Below are 22,938 nucleotides of genomic sequence, written 5' to 3'. Positions count from 1 at the left end.
AATAGTTAAAAATATTATTTTTTCTATTTCGGATATTAAAACCGTAAACACTATAAATCAAGATAAAACAGAAGGATAGTGTTTTTAATTTTTAAACAAAAAAAGCCCCTCAGCGATTAGCTGAAGGGCTTTTTTAAATGATATTCTTAAAGCGTAAAACTAAATTTAGCTGTCGAAACGTCTCTTGAATTTGAGCCGATAAAGACATTAAAGTCACCAGATTCAGCTGCAAATTTTAAATCAGAGTTATAAAACTTCAGCATTTCTGTGTTTATGGTAAACGTAACCTTCTTAGATTCACCCTTTTTCAGGAAGATCTTTTGGAAACCTTTTAGCTCTTTTACCGGACGGGTAACAGAACCATAAATATCCTGAAGATATAATTGCACTACCTCATGACCATCAAATTTTCCATTATTTTTAACCGTAACAGTTGCCTGAATAGTCTGACCGCTTTTTATTGCAGATTTATCTAATTTAACCGGTGAGAAATCGAAAGAGGTATAGCTTAATCCGAAACCAAACGGATATAAAGGATCATTTGAGCTATCGATATAACGTGACTTGAATTTTTCATTCGAAACCCCGTCATATGGACGTCCGGTACTTTTGTGGTTATAATACAGAGGGATCTGACCTACATTTCTAGGGAAAGTAGCTGTCAGTTTACCCGAAGGATTGTAATTACCAACCAATACATCAGCAATTGCATTTCCAGCTTCTGTACCACTGAACCAGGTTTCTAAAATAGCAGGAACATTGGCATCTTCCCATTCCAGTGTCAACGGACGGCTGTTCATCAAGACCAGAACGATCGGTTTACCAGTAGCTGATAGCGCTTTTAATAAATCTTTTTGGTTCGGTAATAAATCAAGGTTTGTGCGGCTTGTCGCCTCACCACCCATGATTGCACTTTCGCCTAAAACAACTACAGCAATATCAGCTTTTTGTGCTGCATTGACTGCTTCATCAATTAATTGCTTTGGTGATTTTGCATCCGCAGTGATATCAGCACCATTGGCATTAATCTGCTTTAAGATTGCTGGATTATCAACCAGGTTAGCACCTTTAGCATAAGTGATCTCCATATCAGGAGCTACATTTTTTAAACCTTCAATTACGCTGATGGCTTTTTTCCAGTCACCCGCTGCACTCCAGTTACCAACCATGTCACGTTTGTTATCAGCCAGCGGACCGATTAAAGCGATCTTTGCATTTTTCTTTAGCGGTAGTAATTGGTTATTGTTTTTCAATAACACCATAGAAGCAGCTGCGATGTTTCTTGCATCTGACCTGTTTTGTGCAGAAAGGATTTCTGTTTTTGCAAGTTCTTCGTTCACATATTTATATGGATTTTCAAATAAACCCAATTTATATTTTGATTCCAGAATCCTGCGGCAAGCCATGTCAATCACCTCTTCTGTAATTTTCTTTTCTTTCAAAGACTGCTTTAAAGTAGTCAGGAAACCCTCACTAACCATATCCATATCATTTCCAGCTTCCAGAGATCTCGCACTTACTGTTTGTAAATCACCCAGACCATGTGCAATCAATTCACTCACACCTGTGTAATCACTCACTACAAAACCTTTAAAACCCCAGTCTTTACGCAATAAATCAGTTAATAACCATTTATTGGCAGTAGCTGGTGTTCCGTTGATATCATTGAAAGATACCATTACCGTTTCAGCACCTGCATCAATAGCTGCTTTATAAGGAGGTAAATACTCATTGTACATTCTGATCAGACTCATGTCTGTAGTATTGTAGTCTCTTCCGCCTTCGGCAGCGCCATATAAAGCAAAGTGTTTTACACAAGCCATAATTGCATCTTTATTGGAAAGACTATTGGTTTGATAACCTCTGACCATAGCCGCACCAATTAAAGATCCTAAATATGGATCTTCACCAGAACCCTCAGAAATTCTTCCCCATCTCGGATCTCTTGCGATATCAACCATAGGAGAAAACGTCCAGTTTAAACCATCTGCACTAGCTTCTCTTGCAGCAATACGCGCACTTTTTTCAATTAAATCCATATCCCAGCTTGCACTTAAGCCTAAAGGAATAGGGAAGATCGTTTTATGACCATGTACTACATCATATCCAAATAACAAAGGGATTTTTAAACGTGATTTAGTCACGGCAAGCTTTTGTAATTTAAGTACTGCTTGTGGGGTGAATGTGTTGAAAACACCTCCTACCAGGCCTTTTTCAATCTTTTCATTTACTCCCTGACTTAAAATCGGCCCCGTTACATCAAAACCAACCGCAGGAAGGTTCAGTTGTCCGATTTTTTCATCTACTGTCATTTTAGACATTAGATTGTCGATGAACGTATTCATCTTCTGGTCAGTCGCGCTTGCAGCTTTTTTCTGTTGTGCAACTAAAGAGTTTGCACTAAAAAGAGCCGCCAGGAAAAATAAGGAAGTCGTTTTTCTCATGAGAATGTATTGTTTTATTTCGTGTATTATTCAGTTTTCAGGAAGTTTATTCTAATTGACCCTTGTTACTTTTGATCTTTCAGAAACTCCATTTTCATTAATTGCTTCTATACAGAAGTAATAAGGTTTTTCTTTATCCATGCCTTTATACCAATATTCATTGGCCTGGTAAACCATGATACTATTGTATAACTTATCAGGCTCGGTGCCTAAATAAATATTATACCCATAAGCACCATCTACAGTATTCCATCTGATCCATGAATTTCTTTTATCTTTTTCCGTTCTTAATACGGTGAAATCTTTAACAGCTGCTGGTTTCTCTCCATTGCCATTCCCAAATACCCTTAATCCGCTGATGGCAAATTTGCCAGCAGGCATATGAATATTCTCTAATTTGATAAAGCGCGCAGAAACCGGCTGATCCAATTCTATATAATCATGCGGGACATCTTTACGGTTTGCACTTTTATCCACTAATATTTTCCAGCTTTTGCCATCCACCGAATACCATAGTTTGTATTGATGATAAATGTCATGCTGTTTACCTAAAAATTCTGCATCCTGATCCGCATAATTTAGCTGTACTGCGTTTACACGGGATACCTTTCCAAGATCAGACTGTATCCATTCTCCCTTTTTACCACTTGCAGCACTCCAGTAGGTTTTGATACTTTCATCCACCGCTAAATTTGCAGTATAACCACCCAAAGTAGAAGAAACCACAACTGGCTTATTGTAATTCAGCAACATCCACCCAGTGAAACCAGACTTCAAATGATCCGCAGCCTTGTTAGGAAGATAATGCGGATAATCGCCAAAAGCAGCATCCATATACATCACATCATCCTGATCGAATCCTGCTGGCCAGATGCCCAGCCTGCGTTCAAAATTGTTCTTGACAGAGACCACCATAGTAGAAACATGCCAGTAATTTTTCCACCTGTCCTGAAAAGTAGCCCCATGTCCGGCGCCCCTTGCAAAGCCACCTGGTTTGTAAGATAACGGTAATGACTGATGCTCAAATGGGCCAAGCGGACTCTTTGAGATCGCTACACCATCCGCATAACCACTAAACTCTGTAGCAGGAGCACCATACTGTAAATAATATTTTCCATGATGTTTAGTCATCCATGCGCCTTCAATAAAAGGATCAAGAAAAGTGTTATCCAGGTTTTCACCGAAACGCTGCCACCCAAACCGCTCATCATTCAATAACAGCAATTCTTTTCTTGTCCCTATCGGAGCAAAAGTTTTACGGTTTAACTCCACCCCGTACAAAGGATATTGATTGCTGCTGCCATTGTACATATATAACTTTCCATCCTCATCCACAAAATGTGCAGGGTCCCAGCCACCAATTTCAAACTCATGTACCACTTCCTTCCACGAATCCTTTTTCGGATCTGTACTCATCCAGATCGGGAAATTCTTTGCATAGGTAGAACCAAAAACCAGCATCGTATCACCCTGAATCCAAACCGAAGGCGCACACAGATCATCATAAACCTTATGCTCCGGACGAAGGAAAGAACGGGAAACAAAATTCCAGTTGTATAAATCTTCACTCCACCAATAACCCATCTGGTTCGTAGAAAACAAGAAATAATCGCCCTTGTAATTTACAATCACAGGATCTGCTGTTGCGCGGTGTTTGCCCTGTTCCGTAAAATGAGGAATAGGGGTATAGCCATAATCCAGATTGACCGGGTTACAATAAGTCAGCTGCTTTTTCTGAGCGAATAAAGCGGCGCTTGAAATCAGGAAGCATAACAACAGCAGCGTTCTTTTCATGACTATTTTTATTTAGCGATAGCAGGACTTTCAATGCCTAATCTGTTCAACCCGTTTTTAACATCAGGGCTGCTCATAAATAATTTCCATAATAATCCTGTACGGTAGTTTTCTATCATACAGATAATAGGGCCCTGATCAATTGCCAGATGTGATTTCGCATACCAGTTATGTTCTTCACTGAAACCATCCACAAAGCCATACTCACTCCAGATCTTATCACCAAGATCAAAATAGAAGTGTTTCAAAGCTTTCATAGAATATTCAGGCGTATAAGGGAAAGCTGATAAAGCAGCAGTCGGGCTGATCACACTTAAATCTTCCGAAGGAGAATGTGCAGCATAACCCTGCCAGCTGTCGCTTGCAGTTAGTCCCCAGCTATTTTCACCATAACCTTTAAAATGTTTAGGATTCTCTATACAATAGGCACGATTGATTAAGGTGTGGTTTTTATTCTGTTCAAAATAATCTGCGTAACGGTCTTTCAAACCACGCGGATCCAGTCCTGTAAAGGAATATTGTGAAAAGAATAAGGGGCCGCCGAAATCAAAGCCAAGAGGTAATGTAATTCCTTCAAATTTTTTGCCGTTGAAAAAGGTATTGCTGTTTGCCCAGCCTTCTTCATATACCTTTTTATCAATAGGGGATTTTGGAGAAGAAGCCGCTAACACATAAGTGATGAAACATTCATTCCATCCTTTAATCGGGTGGTTCATGCTCCAGCCATTGTTTGGGCTCCAATGCCAGTATAAAACATTTTGTTGTTGTGTGAACCAGTTCCATTCAACACCTTCCCACATCCAAAGAATTTTATTACGGATATCAGTCTCCACAGCATTGTCTGCCGTATAATATTGACGTGCCGTCAGTAAACCCTGGAAAAGTAAAGAGGTTTCCACGATATCAGCACCGTCATCTTTAGGACTGAAACGGATTACTTTTCCTGTTTCGCCATTCAGCCAGTGCGGAAAAGCACCATGAAACTGATCGGCCTTATATAAAAAGTCTACAATTTTTTTAGTTCTTGCAGCAGCTTGTTCACGCGTTATAAATTTACGCTCAGCAGCTACAATGGTCGCCATGACGCCAAAACCAGTTCCGCCTATAGTTACTACTTCATTGCCATATTCAAAAGCAACATTACTGCGCTCACGTGCCATTCCACTCACAGGATGACCAAAATCCCAGAAATACCGGAAAGTTTGTTTCTGTACTAAATCAAGAAGCTGGTCGTCAGTCAGGTTTTTCTGTATTTTCATTTCGGCTTTAATACCCTGAAATGCTACATTTTTCTTTTGCGCTATCGCAAAAAAAGTAAGTGTTGTTAAAATAAGGAGGCTGAGTAAAGATTTTAGTTTCATCGTTGGCTTTTAAAATTACGTACAGGGTCGGAGCGATGTTAAAAGAGGTTACCAGGCTCAGCCTGGCAACCTCTCATTGATGTGTTTGATTTGAATTAATAACCTGGGTTTTGAACTAACACCCCACCGCTGAGGTCAACTTCTGTCTGAGGAATTGGCCAGACTTCGTTTTTGCCAGCTTTCCATCCTTTAGGGCCGAAAACTGCTGTTCCTCTTCCCTGACGGATTACATCAAAGTAACGGTCAAATTCCATCGCTAACTCTACACGTCTTTCTTTGTAGATCGCTGCGCGTAAAGCTGTCTGGTCTGTGGTTGTTACTGCTGGTAAAATATTAGGATTACCCTGACGGGCTCTTCTTCTTACTTGTTCTAAAGAAGATAAAGCCTGACCAGAATTACCCAGTTCGTTTGCTGCCTCTGCGTTCATTAATAAAACATCAGAGTAGCGGATCATGCGTACATTTTGTTGTGCACCTTCATTGAAATTACTTACAAATAATTTGAAAGGAGAGTAAGATTTCATGTTGTACATTGGATTGTCTCCAACTTTAGGGATCACATCACCTTCTGGAGTAGTTGTACCTCTGAAAAGGATAGTACCCGATCTTCTTGGGTCACCAGGTTCAAAAGCAGCAGCTAAATCTGGAGTAGGAACATTGAATCCCCATCCGCCGCCATCTACACCACTCGTTCCACGTACACCTTGTACCTGAGAATACTGAGAGTTTGATGCTGCCGGATTACCGGGAACTAAAGCACACTGAATTTCAAATATTGATTCTGAACTATTCTCATTTGCAATTCTGAAACTTTGTTCAAAATCAGGTAACAATGCATAACCTAAGCCCATTACCTGGTTGGTATAGTTCAGTACATCACCCCATTTCTTTTGGTACATCGCTACTTTAGCATGTAAACTTAAAGCAGCACCTTTTGTTGCTCTGCCTAAATCTGCATCACCATATTTAACTGGAAGTACAGCTTCAGCTTCCGTTAAATCTTTTTCAATCTGCGCATAAACCTGTGCAACCGGAGTCTGTGGCAAGTTATAATCCTTGTTAGGGTCCGTTGGAATATGTAAACGCAAAGGGATATTACCAAAAGCACGAACCAATCTGAAATAAGAGAAAGCTCTTACAAATTTAGCTTCAGCCAGGTATCTTGCTTTTAAAGCCTCATCCATTACAATTGCAGGTACATTATCCAATACCTGGTTTGTGTAGTTAATATTTCTATACTGACCACTCCAGAAACCAGCAATATTACCCTGTGCAGGATCTACCTTGAACTCATCGAAGTCAAGGAAAAAACTTGCATCACTAGGTGTACTACCTTTTTCTGCATCATCAGAACCCATACTTTCAATTGCAATAGCAGGGAAAGCTGTGTTTTCCCATGAACGCAGGTTACCATATATTGCATTAACACCTTTTCCAGCATCTTCAGCTGTTTTCCAGAAGACGTCGCTATTTTGTTGTCCTTGCTCAGGTACATTCAAAAAGCTCTTCTTACAAGCAGGGATTATGGCAATAGAAACGATTAAGCCTAAACCCAAAACCGTTTTTGTGTATATATTTTTATTTTGTTTCATGACGTTCCGGATTAAAAAGTAAGATTAACACCAAAGTTGTAAGTCGCATATAACGGATAAACGTTAGCGTCCAGACCTGCATTTAAAGAGTTGGTTGGTCTGTCTAAAATTTTCGCAGCGTTATCAACAGGGATCGGTCCAACTTCAGGACTGAATCCTTTGTAACCAAATAAATTGATTGCATTTTGTGCATTGGCATAGAATCTGATTTTCTGGATTTTCCATTTAGCCAGGATGCTCTTAGGTAAAGTATAACCTAATTGTGCATTTCTCACTCTGAAATAAGAACCACTGCTCACATAGAAAGAGTTTGGTGCCGAGTTCGCTGACGAACCAATATTTACAGAAGGGTAGGTATTTGAAGTACCTTCACCATGCCAGCGGTTATCTACGAAATCTTTAGTGAAATTCTCATTTCCAAAACGGTAAGCAAGATTAGAGTTATAAACATCAACACCTGCCACACCTTGAAAATCTAAAGCAAGATCAAAGTTTTTGTAAGAGAAACTTGTATTGATACCATAAGTATATTTAGGATTAGGATTTCCCAGAGGAACTCTGTCCTGAGAGTTGATTTGTCCGTCACCATTGGTATCAGCATATTTAAATCCACCAGGTAAAGCACCTGATTGAGTTGGTGAATTGGCAATATCAGCCGCATTCTGGAAAATACCTACAGTTTTATAACCAAAGAATTCTCCGATCGGGCTGCCTTCCATAGTTCTGTTTGCTACATAACCATTCGTTAAGCCAGTACTACCGGCATAGATAGGCGTTTTACCAGATAATACAGAAAGAACCTTATTTTGATTGTAACTGATGTTACCACCAATAGAGTAAGTTAAACCACCACCTGTTACATCACTCCAGGCTACTGAAATCTCAGCACCTCTGTTTTGAATATCAGCCTGGTTACCTAAAATCTGGTTGTCAACTGTTCCTAATGACCCTAAAATTGGTAAACCGAAAATAGCTCTTGAAGTTTTTCTGCTGTAATAATCACCCTCAACTGTTAACCTGTTTTTCAAGAAAGCAGCTTCGAAACCAATATTACTTCCAATTCCTTTTTCCCAAACAATAACAGGAGGTACCAGAGTATTACCACTTGCACCAGTATTTGGATTGTTATTATAGAATGCGATCAGATCAGCAGTCTGGGCAATTAAAGACTGACTTGGGTTAACTGGCACACTTGCGTTACCAACTTTACCCCAGCTACCTCTGATTTTTAAAGAGCTGAATACAGTCTGATCTTTCATGAAGTCTTCATTCGTTACTACCCATCCGGCACCTACAGAAGGGAAATAACCCCAGGTCTCGCTGCCAAAAAACTGTGAAGCCCCATCAGTACGAATAGAAGCGTTTAATAAATACTTGTTTTTGAACGCGTAATTTACTCTGGCAAAATAAGAGGCAAATTTAATCAGAGATCCCTGATCCAATATATTTCTTGTTGCTGCATCACCTAATCTCAGGTATAAATCTGCATCGCTGTTAAAAGGTACATTTTGTGCAGAAGCATTTAATGTATAAGATTTATTGCTTTGTGCAGACTGACCTAACAATACAGTCAGACTATGATCTTCATTAAAAGTATTCTGATAAGTCAATGTGTTCTCTACGATCCAGTTTCTGGTTTCTACACGCTTAAGATCTAAAAGACTGATGTCATTTTTCTGTGCTGTAGTTGCGAAATAAACAGGATTGTATTTTCTGTTCTCAGTCTGACCAAACTCTCCGCCTACACTTGTTCTGAAAGTAAAGTGTTTTGCGAATTTTAACTCCGCATATACATTACCTGTAACTCTGTAGTCCTGAGTTTGCTGATTGAAGTAATCAAGAGTAGCCTGAGGATTGAAATTAGCACCATCTCCTAAGTTTTGTACTTTCGGATCACCATAAGTTCCATCTGCATTAAATACAGGTACTGTTGGCGATGCAGAATACATCTGGTGGAAGATAGTTTGAGGGATATCTTTTGATTTACTTGCAACGCCAGTTACGTTATAACCAATTTTCAAATCTTTGAAAACCTGGATATCATTCGATACTCTTGCAGTATATCTTTTATAGTTATTTGTTTTTACAATACCATCCTGATCTAAGTAACCCAGGGAAACATTGTAAGTAGATTTTTCTGTACCACCAGCAATAGAGATATTGTGGTTCATCACAAAAGCATCCTGTAGAATTTGTTTGTACCAATCTGTACCAGCACCCAGGTTTGTATCCTTAAATAATGGATCCTGACCGTTATAAGTATACAACTCGTTTATTAACGTTGCATATTCAGAAGCATCAGCCATTTTAACTTTATTCGTTACCGACTGGAAGCCTGCGTAAGCATCATAGTTAATCGTAGTTGCTGAACCTAACTTTCCTTTCTTGGTTGTAATTAATACTACACCATTCGCTGCACGGATACCGTAGATAGATTGAGCAGATGCATCTTTTAAAACACTCATGTTTTCGATGTCACCTGGATTCAGGAAATTAATATCGCTGTACCATACTCCGTCTACAACATATAAAGGAGCCTGGTTACCGAAGATCGTACCTAAACCCCTGATGCGGATCTGAGGCGCAGAGCCTGGCGTACCTGAATTGGTGATCGCCACACCTGCAATCTTACCTTGCAATGCACTCACCGGGTTGGTAGAAGCCTGCTTAGAGATCTCAGTTCCTTTAAGGCTGGCTACAGATCCTGTGACGTCAACTTTACGCTGCGTACCATAACCTACTACCACTACCTGCTCTAATTGCTGAGAGCTGGAAGCTAAGGATACGTTAACAGTTGTTTGATTGTTTACAGGAACCTCCTGTGTATTGTATCCGATATAGGTAAATACTAAAGTTCCGTTAGCCGGAACGCTGATGGCATACTTACCATTAGCATCTGTTTGTGTTCCTAAGGTTGTCCCTTTTACAACGACGCTCACTGCCGGGATAGTTGTCTTATCCTGACCATCTGTGATGGTACCCTTAACAGTAATGTTTTGGGCAGATGCTGCGTTAATAAAAAGCAAACATAGAAAAGTTAAAACAGAAAATTTTGTAAAGATTCGTTTCATACTGATTATTGGTTTTGTGTTAATAGTTTGTTAAATCTCTGGTGGATTTGGGTCATAAACAAAGAAAGTACCTCTACATTAATACATCACGATACCTTGGTGTAAAAAACACAATAAGTATTTAGGCTATAGAAATGCTGCTGAAATGCCCTTTAAGATAGGATACCAGGCCAGATGTGTGGAAAAGAAGAATTGATGTATTTAAAACGTTTTTGAGGCTTTGTGTAGTAATGATGTAGTGCTAAAGCTCCATAAAGAACTCTGCAAGGTTCTTGTCGTGTGGTATATTCAGCTTCTTGCGCAGCCTGTATCTCCGGATTTCAACCCCTCTTAACGAAATGTTCAATAAAGAAGCCATTTCTTTACTGCTCATATTCATGTGCAGATAGGCACATAATTTAAGGTCGTTCGGAACCAGATCCGGGTGACTTGCTTTCAGCTTTTTGAAGAAACTTCCATGCGCTTCATTGAAGCTGGTCTCGAATAAATTCCAGTCCCTTTCATCATTCATTCCTTCATCAATAACCTTCTGGATTTTTCTGAACTGGTCGTCCGCAAGTGCCTTACCTTTCTCGTCTTTCAGCTTGATCATCTCCTGGCTCAGCTTTTGCAATAACTCGTTTTTATAGACCAGGCTCATGGCCGAATTTGCCAATTCACGGTTTTTACTTTTCAGTTCTGTTTGCAGTCTTTCAGTTTGAATAACGCTGAGTTGTTTCTCTCTTTCTTCTGCCTCTTTTTTAAGAAAGATTTCTTTTTCCAATTCCACTTTAGCCAGGATCTCATCGTGATCTTTGCGCAGCTTCAGCTGATATTGTTTCTTAGCCAGTACAAACAGTAAAATAATCAACAATACATAGAGTGCGAAAGCCCAGTTGCTCGCATAAAAAGGAGGGAGGACCGTAAACTCAAACACGCTGACCTTACTCACCAGCTCATCATTGATTTTAGCACGAACCAGGAACCTGTAACTTCCTTTACCCAGGTTTGTAAAGTCTTTCGCAGACGAAGGGCTCCACTCAGACCACTGGTTAGAATAACCTTCCAGATAATACTGGAATTTGATTTTTGCCTGTCTGTAATAAGGAAGCGAATAGGAAATCCTGATATTATTCCTGTTGAAAGGGATTTCCACCTCCGAACCGCTATTTCCATTCTCACTGATTGTTTTATAAGCATCAGTTACATCTTCTACTTTTCTGATCAGTACTGCCGGTAAAACTGGTTTCTTTCCATGGTCATTACCTGCTATCGCATCATAGATCACAAAGCCATCATCCACACTCACCAAATGCATTGTATTACTGATCGGGCTGATGTTTTCATAATACTGGACCATTCTGCCATCCAGTAAACTCAGCCTGTTAGAATCGATGTTCAACTTGCCCGGTTCACTGAAATCGACCATGGCAGTTTTTCCATGATTGATAAACCAGTATTTCTTGACACCGGCATTGATAATCTTATTTGAATTGGCAAAACTTCCCAGCCCTTTGTTTAATTCCTTATAAGGGGTAAAGCGATTGCTGATTTCGTCATAAAGCATAAAACCAGCATCAGAAGAGAAGACCAGTTTATTCTCCAGCGTAAACAGATTGATATTGTAATTGCCCGGCAGGCCATTACGTTCGTCATAATAGTGGGTTTTGATCACCCTTTTAAAATCAGGGCTTAAAGTAAGCTTGTATAATCCCTTATAAGCATGGCTTACCCAGATATCTCCCCTTGAATCTTGTTCCACATAACGGGAAGGCTCCTCAAAATTCTGGATTTTTGTAAAATACTTCCATTGCCCGTTCGCGTCTTTCTGATATAAGACAAGGCCATTATAGGTTCCCTGGATCAGGTAATTGGGATTACTATTTAACTTTTTAATAGTCCAGCCTCCACTATTGCTGGAAATCTTTTCGAGCTGGTTGCCATTTACTTTAAAACTGCCCACATTATGCCCCATAATCAGCTGACCATCCACTACACTCAGGTCCCAAACCTGCCCTTGTGAATTCGGAACCAGTCTGAAATCAAAAGTATTGTAGCTTTTGCCGTTGCCGGGAACCCAAGGACTATAAAATAATCCCTGATTGGTACCGAGATAAATATTGTTATTGTAAATCAAACTGGAATAAACTGTTCCGAACTGTCCGGCCTTGTCCAGATAAAAGTAAAGCGGAGAATTCAGTTCAACCCTGTCAATTCCATTGTCCAGTCCTGCCCAGAGATTCTGTTCATTATCCGTAAATACACTTAATACCGTATTGTTTTGTAAACCTCTTGACTTGTTGATCTGCTGTACAATATTTCCTTCCTGATCAATCAGAATGATCCCGTTCAGGATTGTACCAAAAGCATAATACTGATTGTTGATCCTGCTGCCGTTATTCAGCTGAAATGTTTTAAGGAAATCATTGGCCGGAATATTAAAAGGAGTGAAAGCCGATCCATTATAAATGAACAAGCCATCTTTACTGGTACCAATCAACATACTCCCATTTTTATAAGGAAGTATCGTCATGATGTTTTTAGGGCTGGTCAGATCGGTATGCGGAAGTGGTGTCAGGATATTCCCTTTCAATTCGAATATCCCTTTGTCTAAGATTTCAATTAAAAACCTGCTGCCTACATGGTGCATAAACAGGAATGACCCCTGACCTTTAATTTGGGTTATTTTGTCATTTTCATAAATATAAATCGTAGTGAATGACTGGAAGATGATTCTTTTGCCATCTACAATGATTTTCCAGATTTCATCAGAAAGCTGGCCCGTTTTAGGAATCAACTTCACCAGTGAAGTATAAGTCAGTTTTTTATGTTGTGCAGACCAGTAACCAAATTCACCAAAGCCACCCGTATAAATTTTTCCTTTGGAATCGGTAGCGACCGAACGTACAATCTGACGGTTAGGTAACTGGTATTGCTGCCAGTATCTGCCATCGTAGGTGAGCAGGCCTTGCGTATTACCAAAATACATAATTCCCTGGGCATCTTTAGCGATAGCCCAGTTCTGATTTCCAGAAAGATATACTGATTTCGGGAAATTCTGAACGTAAGGGACACCAATACTTTTGATTTGTGTTGCCTTTAGCGGCGTACCTGTTACAATAAAACACAGGAACAGCAGAGAATTCAGGAGATAACGGATTTTCATTTATAAAATGGATGCTCAATTACTTAGAAGCCGCAAATTATACATTAAAAATTAGTTTCCCTTTATAAAATCGAACACATGCCCTTTGATTTTCCTTTCCGGCCCGCGTTTACACTGCATTAAGGCATATTTATCTATAAACGAAAGCGCCGGCTTAAATTTAAACCGGCGCTTTCCGAAGAAAGGGTGTCCACCCTTTTTTATACTGATCGCTTTATCTGGCAGATTTGAAAGTCCAGCTTTCATCAAAGAAAGTCCGGTTAGTTCCGTCCTGTACCATAATATACTTGGTTTTCAAACTCACGGGGACTTTGCCATTGGCAGACATCACGAACTTATTATCGCCAGCTGGATCTAATTTAGCTGAACGCCCGTTTGATGCAGGCTGTCCGTAATAGTTTACGGCGCTGGTGATCGTATTGGTAGCCGGGTCAATCGTGAATATCGGACTGAAGCTACCATAAGTACTATTACCACCATTGTTTAAAATCGCATGTGCAAATGCATTGTTACCCGGATCATAGATTGCTACCGTATATGGGCCCTGAGTAATCAGTTGAAACGTTCTGGGATAAGAGCCTGTAAGTAATGGATTAGCAGTATCATTCATTGTTCCGGTAACTGTATAAACACCATCCCATTTGTTTTTTAGTTTAATCACGGTAATTAAGGTGCCGAAATTACCACTTACCGTAAAACCGCCACCATCTGTAATGGTAATTGGCAAGGCATAAGTCACAGTCGGATCTAAATTCTGTGTATTGATCTTGATTGGAAACTGAACTTTACGCTGTCCGGCGGGAATCACAACTTTATTAGAAGCTAAAGTATAACCGGCAGCAGGTAGTGCTGTATAGTTTTTGTCATTTGCCTTATTATATTTATCCACAGCTGCACCATCTACATTGAGTGTTACAGTTACGTCCTGCGGGTTTGCATCAGGAGCTGCATAGTTTACATAGACAAAGTAATCCGAAGGCACTTCATCCTGCGTAAATGCAGCGTCAATGGTATTCCCGGCACCATTTGCATTAGAAGATCCAATTGGTAATTCAATAATCGGGCTGTTTTTAGAGAAATCCGGCTGCGAGGTATCTTTCAGGCAGGCAGAAAAAGAACTGATGATTACAGCTCCAATCAGAAAGGTATAGCGTGATATTTTGTTCATCTTGTTTTATAAATAAAATTAAATGCCCTGTTAATTAATGTCCCAGAATATTCTGGAAGTAAACTGGCTGATCGTTCCCTGGCTTAACACATTATCAGGGTTATAATTATACTCGCTTTGCGGATATAATAAACGTACAGGAACTTTACGAACAGATGCTGCCGGATTATTTGAAATAGGAATGTCAGCAGGAATATTCAGCCTGCGGTAATCAGCCCAGCTTTCCATGTCATTTAACCCATTCATTCCTGCCCATTTCTGGGTCATGATGAGTTTCAGTTTATCTGCTGCAACATCCCAGTTCGCTACATCACTTTTCAGGTAAGCAGCTACATTGTCAGCACCCAGATAAGCAAAAGACTGCTGAACAGCGGACTCATATAAAGCGCGGGTATTGCCATTGATATAGGTACGTTGTGCGGCTTCTGCCTGTATGAAAAAAGATTCGACGTCAGTGAGTAAAGGCTGTCCCATATCTGCACCTTTTAGTAAACCTGTTCCAATAGCTGATTTAAACTCAGGGTTGTCACCTGAATTAGCCGTAGGGCCAAATGGGCTGCCTGAATACGTAGTACCTTTACCGTCATTAATCGTGGTATACAACTTACCAAGTCTTGGGTCATTGTTATTCTGGTAAAAGTTAATGGCATATTCACTGGCAATATAATAACGGTGGTTATCAGTAGGCGCAGTTTTGCCCAATGGTGAATAACCAAAGGTTGCCCAGAAAGGATTTTGTTTTCCTGCCGAGTTATTGTATCCTGGATTCACTGAACCTGTTTCCCCAACTCCGATATAACCTAAACCATTGGCATTGATCTTCGCGATTTCTGCGCGGATGTAAGTTTCTCTGCCCGGGATTTCAGATTGGCGTACCAATAGACGTAATTTCAAGGTGTTTGCAAATTTCCCCCACTTGCCAGCGTCTCCTTTATACATAATATCAAAAGCGCCGTCTGCGGAAGAAACCTTTCCTGCATTTGCTTTAAACATATTGGCCGCAGTATCCAGTTGTTTAGCCAGGTCTTCATAGATATCCTGTGCTTTATCATAACCTGGTCTGATCACTGCTGTCGATTTCAATGCCTGGCTATAAGGGATATTACCATACACATCTACTAAATTTTGAAAATCGTAGGCTTTCATTGTTTTTGCTACCGCCACATAGAATGGATTGTTAATCGCAATACCCTTTTTCTCTACATAATCATAATCTTCCAGGTTGTGATATAAGTTAGCCCAGATACTTGTAAGCACGCCGTAGTTGGTGGTAAATTGATAACTGCGTTCTTCAGCAAAAGCAGATACTGCACCACTATAATTCCAATAACCAATCCATGCAGAAGCGAACTGGTAAAAATTAATAGATCCGGTTGTATTCTTTGCTGTTGAATTTAAGGCATTGGTTAAAACCAGGCCCGGAGTTACATCCGTCGGTTTATTCACATTGGTGTTAATATCAAGGTAACTTTTTTTGCAAGCTCCCAAAAGAAGCAAGGCTGCGATGCCAATTAAGGCTGTTTTATTTTTAAGCTTTTGCATAGTTTAAAGAGTTATAGTAGCGGTAAAGCCGTAAATACGTGTTGGCGGAGTTTGATTCAGGTCGTTTGAGCCTTGTGCATTATCAGTGGTTGCATTGTATTCCGGATCACTGTACATGTTACTTTTTGGTCTGAACATAAATAGATTTCTGCCTACTAAAGCGAAATTTGCTCTTTTAATAAAATGAGTACGTTCCAGTAATTTTGCAGGGATCTCATAACCTATAGATAGCTCACGGATTTTCCAGAAAGCTGCGCTGGTCACATAATTTTGCATTACCCCGTAACGTGTAGTTGAACCGGCCCAGTAATCAATTCCACCAGTTCTGGTAGTGATATTTGTATTGGGAACGAAAACGCCCGGAGAAGTTTCGATCACTGAATTAGGATATACAAAACGTTCGCGTCCGTTAGTGGCAGAACCATAACTGATCCCTGAGAAATCCATTGTACTACCTGCACCGCTATACACTACACTTCCACTTCGGTATTCGGCTGTTCCTGATAGTGTGAAATTATGATAACTTAAGCTGGAGCTGATACCAAGGATATTTTTAGGGGTAGTTTGTCCAAAAAGAATATTGGTCTGGCTTAACTTTGGAAAACCAGTTCCCGGATCTACAATAGTTCTGCCTTGTGGATCTGTTGCAAAACCATTTCCCATTAAAACAGGGTAGGGCTGATCTTTAACAATATAGTTATTGTTGCCAATGCTCAGATTTGGTAATCCCTGGTAAAGCTCAACTGCTTTGTTGGTATTGTAAGAGTAGTTTACGCCAAGGTTCCAGGTTACTCCACGTCCGTTCTGGCTTACAAATGGTGAACCTTTCAGAGAGAGCTCTACTCCTTTGTTTTTTCCTGATCCCGTGTTAATAATTGCATTGGTAAAACCTGTTGCACTCGAAATGTTGATCCCTTTCAGGATTTCCTGATCTTTGGTTGTTTCCCAATAGGCAGAGGTTTCCATCGTGATCCTGTTGTTGAAGAAACCTAATTCCAGACCAATCTCTGTAGATACCGTTTGTTCTGGTTTTAAATCGGGTGCGTAAACTGTACCACCTACACTGTAACCCGCAGTACTTCCATAAGGAAATCCAGAACCGACATCAAACGTAGCTTCCAGAGAATACGGATCGAATTGTACCGCATAAACTTTTGCTATACCTCCGCGGATTTTACCATATGAAAGGATCTTACTTTCTTTAAGTGATTTGAAGGCATCTGTAAAGACGAAGGAAAGATCTGCCGAAGGATAAAAGAAAGAACGGTTTTCTGGCGCCAGTCTTGAATCCCAATCGTTACGGCCCGAAGCATGCAGGAATAAATAGTCTTTATACCCTACAGTTAAATCTCCGAAAGCAGCAAGCTGTCTGTCTTTTCTGCTTGTTTCTCCAACATTGGCATCACCTGCACGGTAACCTACGTTATAAAAATCAGGAATAACTAAAAAGTCTGTTCCGGCTGATAGGTCACGTATAGATTTTTGAATGGTTTGTGTACCTGCAATTAAGGTGAAATTGAAATCTGAAACTTTCTTTTTGAAAGTGGCCATGAAGTTGCCTTCCATACGGCTGTTAAAATTCGAATAATCAGATTCTGTAGCAGGAGAGCTCTGAGGGTTTGCAATTGACTTACCACTGTCATGTGCAAAATCAGAATAATTTACTGCTTTTTTAATGAACTTACCGTTTTTAGTATAAGTCGTTATTCCAGCTCTGGCAGTTAAATTCAGCCATGGGGCCACATCATAAGATAAAGACAGATTACCTAATAAATCATCCCTGCGTTCATTGTTGCGTTGTTGTTGCAGATAGAAATACGGATTCAATCCATAATCATTAAAGTAATTGTCTAAACTCCCGTAGACAGAGTTGATATCTTTATATTGAGTAAGCGGGATATTTGCTGGTGTATTGATAATATTATTATAAATCTGTGAATAAGACTTATCATAATTCTTTTGTGTATAGTTTAACGTATAGTCTATTTTTAATTTGTTGTAAATACGTGTTCCATTGAACCTTGCAGCAGTACGGTTCGCAAAATCACCGGGTACATAACCTTTGCTGTTTACACGCTGTACATTGATATAGGTTGAGCCTTTATCATTTCCAGTACTATAACTCAGGTCATTTTGCTCATCAATTCCTGTTTGAAAGAACTTTTTCTTTTCGTCAGATAAGTTAGCATAAGGAACCATCTGTATAGAGCCATCTGGTAATGTGCGTCCTATTGGACGTGAACTGCCATCAAAGCGATCTCCGAAATTCTGGTTTTCAATAGGGGTATACTGAGGAAATCCGTAAACATCCTGTCCTGATCCACCACCAAACTGTGTTTGCATTTTTGGGAAATAGGCCAGTTGGTTTAATTGTGTTGTATTGGTATAGGTAATCTGCGTCTGATCTTTAACACCATGTTTCGTGCTGACAATCATTACCCCATTGGAAGCCTCAGAGCCATATAAGGCTGCTGCATTCGCTCCCTTAAGGATGTTTACATTGTCAACATCATTTGGATTGATAGAGTTCAGATAACTTAACGGAACTACTACACCGTCCAATACCAATAAAGCCTGGTTGCTGCCCTGGAAAGATCTGTTTCCTCTGAGCACAACTCTGATCTGGTCTCCGGCATCGATCTGATTATTGGTCTGTACAATTTGTAGTCCTGCTACTTTTCCTGATAATCCGGCTGCAAGATTTGTAGGTCTGCTTTGGGTAAGATCCTTTGCATTGACTTGTTGTGTCGCATAACCGAGTTCTTTAGCAGAACGTTTAATCCCTAAAGCAGTAACTACAACTTCTCCCAGCTGGTGAGCGTCTTCAGTTAAGACGACATTGACAACTGATTTTCCTGAAACAGGGACTTCTTTATGAACATAGCCCATGTAGTCAAAAACCAGGATAGTGTTAGCATCAGGTACTTTAATGACGTACTTTCCTGAACCATCGGTATTGGTTCCTTGTTTGGTTCCTTTAATAAATACGCTTACTCCGGGTAAAGATTCTCCAGTATTGCTGGTTACTGTTCCAGTGATCAGTTGCTGGTTGGAATCGCCCTGTTTTTCGGAAGATGAGGATTGAGCTGGTTGTACTTCCAGTAAAATATCCCCATTAATGATCTCATAACGAATGTTGTATTTGGTTAGTAAGTCATTCAGTATATTTCTCAGCGGCTTATTTTTCGCGTCAACGGAGACTACGGCGTCGGTATTGACAAAGTCCTTACTGTAAATAAATTTGACTGAAGTAATTGAAGTTACTTTCTTTAACACGGTTTCCAGGCTTCTGTTTTTTACAGAAATATTGATGGACCGGTCTAATACAACATCCTGAGCTTTGCTGTTTTCGGCGTAAGAAGCGCCTGAAAGAGCAAGTACAATGGCTAGTTGACTCAAGGTGACTTTCATAATTTTAAATAAGCCAATACGGTCTTGTAAAATTAAATTCATAAATTAGATTGTTTCTTTTGAACAAATGAGACAAATAATTCCCCTTTAGAGCGGGTGAGACGTTCTATCAATCAGGGAATTGTTATTATGGACAGGAGTGGTATGAACACTTCTGTTCCTTTTTTTCTGAAAATTTATGGGGCTTTTATTTCTGCATAGTGGTTCTGGTTTTTGGTTAGGTTGTGGTTGAGTTTAGTTTTTTAAGGTAATTTTATGCTCATCCCTCACATAAGTCGTGTGTACTGATCTGCAAATGAGGAATAGAATGTCTGCAAGATTTTTATCTGTAAAATCGGCGGTTAATCGATATTGGTTGAGTTGTGTGCCCTCTGCTTGTATTTGCAGGTGATAGTGCTTGCTTAAAATACGGGTTACGTTTTCAATCGTTTCATTCTCGAAAGACAGGCTGACGTTGTGCCACATGGTTAAATCAGCAGATACTGGTGTCTTTAATAAATGATGCGCTACCTTTTGATAAGTAGCTTCCTGCTGCGGAAGCAGCAGGAGCTCTTCAGTTTTCTTTGGTGCGGCCGAAGTTACTTCCGGCATAGTTGAAATTTGTGCTGGAATACTAACAGATACTTTGCCGGTGAGTACGGTTACTTTAGTGTTATTTTCACCAGGGATAGACCGGATACGGAAACTTGTTCCCCAAACTTTGGTTAATACCTTACCACTGGTGATCTGGAAGGGGTGTTTATGGTCTTTGGTCACATTAAAAAATGCTTCTCCCTGCATGGTTACTTCACGGAGCTGACCAAACTTTGAAGGAAAACTTAAGCTGGCATTTGGATTTAGCCATACTTGAGATCCATCAGGTAAAACTTGTTTGAAAATTATGCCAGTATGATTTTTGATACTGACGATGTTGATTGCGGTTTGTTTATTTTTATAAAAGTAAATGACGGTCAGTAAGCCTGAAACCAGTAAAATACTGGCTGCGATCCTTAAATAGGGGATGAAATAGTTTTTTCTTTTGATAGTCGTGTCCGGATGAAGAATATCTTCGGCAGTGACCTGTTGAATGGTAGTATCCATGGCCTCTTTGATATAAGGATCAAGTTTGCCCTGTTTCATCAGGTATACGAAAACCTCCAGCTCCTCGTCTGTTGATTTTTTATCAAGATATCTTTTAACTAATTTTCTGAGGTAGTCTTCATTCATATTTACTGACTCTTATTACTAAGACAATAAAAAGAAGGAGTAGGGTAGCTAAAATTTTAAAAAAAAGAGTTTTTATGCGATGCTAAATGCTTTTACTATCGAATGCCATCTAAAATGATCATGAACAGGGTTAAAGAGATCCCGAATTCTTTTTTGATAGAAGAACTTAACAGTTTCATCGATTGAACCATGTGATTTTTTACAGCATTCCTGGAAATGTTTAGAGATTTAGCAACTTCATCATAAGTTTTTTCCTGTTCACGGCAAAGTTTGAAGATCTGACGGGTACGTTCTGGAAGTGAATCCATTGTTTTCCTTAAAAATTCAAGATATTCTTTGTGTAAAATATCTTCTTCTACTTCACTTCTGGTGTCAATGAAACTATTGATAACTTCTCCAATAGCTGCTTCCGAACGGAAAACAACTTTAAGGCTATTCAATGTATGGTTACGGGCAACGGTATAAAGATAAGCTTTGAATGATTTTACCCCCTGAAGGTAAAGCCTGTTTTCCCATATTTTAATGAAAACTTCTTGTGTAAGGTCTTCTGCCAGGGGGACAGAGTGTACAAATTTAATGATAAAGTTATATATAGGGCGGTTATACAGGTCGTATAAGCCGGCAAAACCACTTTCGTCTCCAGCAATGAGTTGCTGTAAAAGTATCCCCTGATCGTTTTGTATATGATTTGACAATGTTATATAGCCAGGATTTATAATCTGCCCGAAATTTAAGCAGGCTCCCGTAATCAAATCTAATAAAATATTTATGGTTATAAAATGGGGTATGGTTAATCTGACTGATTAAAATTTCGAATGATAAGCAGTCAGATTAAAATAGGATATGATTTTATTTTACAGCAACGTTTACTTGCTGAGGAACTTTTACATAGTATCCTGTTCCGTCATAAGGACGACGGCGTGGATTAGTTACACAGGCAGCAGAGCAGCATCCTTCTAACTTTGTACCGCATTCATCACACTGGGTAATATGCTCATTACATTCCGGATTAGCACAGTTGATCATTTTTGCAGTAGTTGTTCCGCAGTTATAGCATTTTGATACTATAGTAGGGTTTACTGAGTTTACATCTACTGCTATGCGATTATCAAATACATAACATTTTCCTTCGAAGTCTTCTCCACCTGCTTCTTTACCATATTTGATAATACCACCGTGTAATTGATAAACGTCATTAAAGCCGTGGTGAAGCAAAAGGGCAGAGGCCTTTTCACATTTAATTCCTCCTGTACAATAGGTAAGGACTTTTTTGTCTTTGTACTGTGCCAGTTCGTTTATTTTTTCCGGAAACTCTCTGAAGTTATCTATATCAAGTGTAATAGCATTTTTGAATCTGCCAAGGCTGTGTTCGTAATTTGAACGTACATCCAGGATGATTACATCTTCCTGATCAATCATTTCTTTAAATGCTGCGGGTTCAAGGTGTTTCCCCGTCTGCTCATTAGGGTTGATAATACTTGTGTCTCTTAAACCGGAGTGTACGATCTCAGATTTATAACGGCAATGCATTTTAATGAAAGAAGGTTCTGGAACTTCATCGATCTTAAATTCTGTCTTTGCAAAGCGCTCATCTGCATGAACGGTTTCCATATAGGTTTTACAAGCAGCTTCTGTACCTGAAACTGTTCCGTTTAAACCTTCGTCAGCAACGATAATCCGCCCGACAAGACTTAATGATTTACAAAATTTAAGGTGATCGGCAGCAAATTGTTCTGCATCTGCTATAGGACTATAGCAGTAGTATAGTATTGTATTGAATTTTTCCATAAAAAATTGATACCGCTGCAAACGGCGTTTAACAACTGCAAATTTAAGAATAAAATCTAAATACTTTGAAAATTGATTTAGAATATGGTTAGGGGGGCTTGGTGAGTATATATATAAGTAGTGTTAGTGGAAAGGGGAGAGGCAGGGGGAATTGATGTTCGGTAACAGTAGTTTAGGATAGGCTTGAACGACCCCTGATGCAGGGTAGATGTGGTTACGGAGAAGATGGTTTAGGTTCATGGTGAGGCATGCGCAGGTTAAATTAGTTCGCTAACAGGGGATGAAGTAAAGTAAAAGCAGTAAAATAACGGTTCGGGTCAGGCGAATCCAGTACAATTATAGTAGAGAAGTGCCACTGTAGTGTATTAGAACGACATTGAGACGACCTTGGAATGAGGTTAGAATGACTGTGGTCA

At 39.6% G+C, this 22,938-nt stretch carries 12 protein-coding genes; all 12 read right to left on the bottom strand.

What is annotated here, in order from left to right; genetic code table 11:
- Window positions 1–146: 146 nt before the first annotated feature.
- Entirely contained in the window at window positions 147–2,444 is a 2,298-nt protein-coding gene (bglX, locus tag HDE70_RS26975; protein ID WP_183870054.1) for a beta-glucosidase BglX, read from the bottom strand.
- Between the two features lie 51 nt (window positions 2,445–2,495).
- Window positions 2,496–4,238 carry a family 43 glycosylhydrolase gene (locus HDE70_RS26970; RefSeq protein ID WP_183870053.1) on the bottom strand — a complete coding sequence of 581 codons (1,743 nt, stop codon included), beginning with the start codon at window positions 4,236–4,238 and terminating at the stop codon, window positions 2,496–2,498.
- 8 nt (window positions 4,239–4,246) lie between these two features.
- Window positions 4,247–5,599 (bottom strand): glucoamylase family protein, encoded by a 1,353-nt coding sequence (locus HDE70_RS26965; protein WP_183892390.1) that lies wholly within the window; start codon window positions 5,597–5,599, stop codon window positions 4,247–4,249.
- Between the two features lie 95 nt (window positions 5,600–5,694).
- On the bottom strand, window positions 5,695–7,191 hold the full coding sequence (locus HDE70_RS26960; RefSeq protein ID WP_183870051.1) for a RagB/SusD family nutrient uptake outer membrane protein: 1,497 nt from the start codon (window positions 7,189–7,191) through the stop codon (window positions 5,695–5,697).
- A gap of 11 nt (window positions 7,192–7,202) precedes the next feature.
- Window positions 7,203–10,262 (bottom strand): SusC/RagA family TonB-linked outer membrane protein, encoded by a 3,060-nt coding sequence (locus HDE70_RS26955; RefSeq protein ID WP_183892389.1) that lies wholly within the window; start codon window positions 10,260–10,262, stop codon window positions 7,203–7,205.
- A 241-nt stretch (window positions 10,263–10,503) separates the two neighbouring features.
- Window positions 10,504–13,407 carry a triple tyrosine motif-containing protein gene (locus HDE70_RS26950; RefSeq protein ID WP_183892388.1) on the bottom strand — a complete coding sequence of 968 codons (2,904 nt, stop codon included), beginning with the start codon at window positions 13,405–13,407 and terminating at the stop codon, window positions 10,504–10,506.
- Between the two features lie 214 nt (window positions 13,408–13,621).
- Window positions 13,622–14,575: a DUF1735 domain-containing protein gene (locus HDE70_RS26945; RefSeq protein ID WP_183870048.1), complete on the bottom strand. Its 954-nt coding sequence runs from the start codon at window positions 14,573–14,575 to the stop codon at window positions 13,622–13,624.
- 30 nt (window positions 14,576–14,605) lie between these two features.
- Entirely contained in the window at window positions 14,606–16,117 is a 1,512-nt protein-coding gene (locus HDE70_RS26940; protein WP_183892387.1) for a SusD/RagB family nutrient-binding outer membrane lipoprotein, read from the bottom strand.
- Between the two features lie 3 nt (window positions 16,118–16,120).
- Window positions 16,121–19,528, bottom strand: coding sequence for a SusC/RagA family TonB-linked outer membrane protein (locus HDE70_RS26935; RefSeq protein WP_183892386.1), 3,408 nt, complete (start codon window positions 19,526–19,528; stop codon window positions 16,121–16,123).
- Between the two features lie 234 nt (window positions 19,529–19,762).
- Entirely contained in the window at window positions 19,763–20,734 is a 972-nt protein-coding gene (locus HDE70_RS26930; RefSeq protein ID WP_183892385.1) for a FecR family protein, read from the bottom strand.
- 95 nt (window positions 20,735–20,829) lie between these two features.
- Window positions 20,830–21,429, bottom strand: coding sequence for an RNA polymerase sigma factor (locus HDE70_RS26925; protein WP_221270770.1), 600 nt, complete (start codon window positions 21,427–21,429; stop codon window positions 20,830–20,832).
- Window positions 21,430–21,583: 154 nt separating this feature from the next.
- Window positions 21,584–22,522: a rhodanese-related sulfurtransferase gene (locus HDE70_RS26920; protein WP_183892384.1), complete on the bottom strand. Its 939-nt coding sequence runs from the start codon at window positions 22,520–22,522 to the stop codon at window positions 21,584–21,586.
- Window positions 22,523–22,938: the final 416 nt, after the last annotated feature.

This window comes from Pedobacter cryoconitis, from assembly GCF_014200595.1.
GTDB classification, from domain to species: Bacteria; Bacteroidota; Bacteroidia; order Sphingobacteriales; family Sphingobacteriaceae; genus Pedobacter; species Pedobacter cryoconitis_C.
Note: the sequence above shows the minus strand (reverse complement) of the source record. Positions and strands in the feature narration are given on the sequence as shown.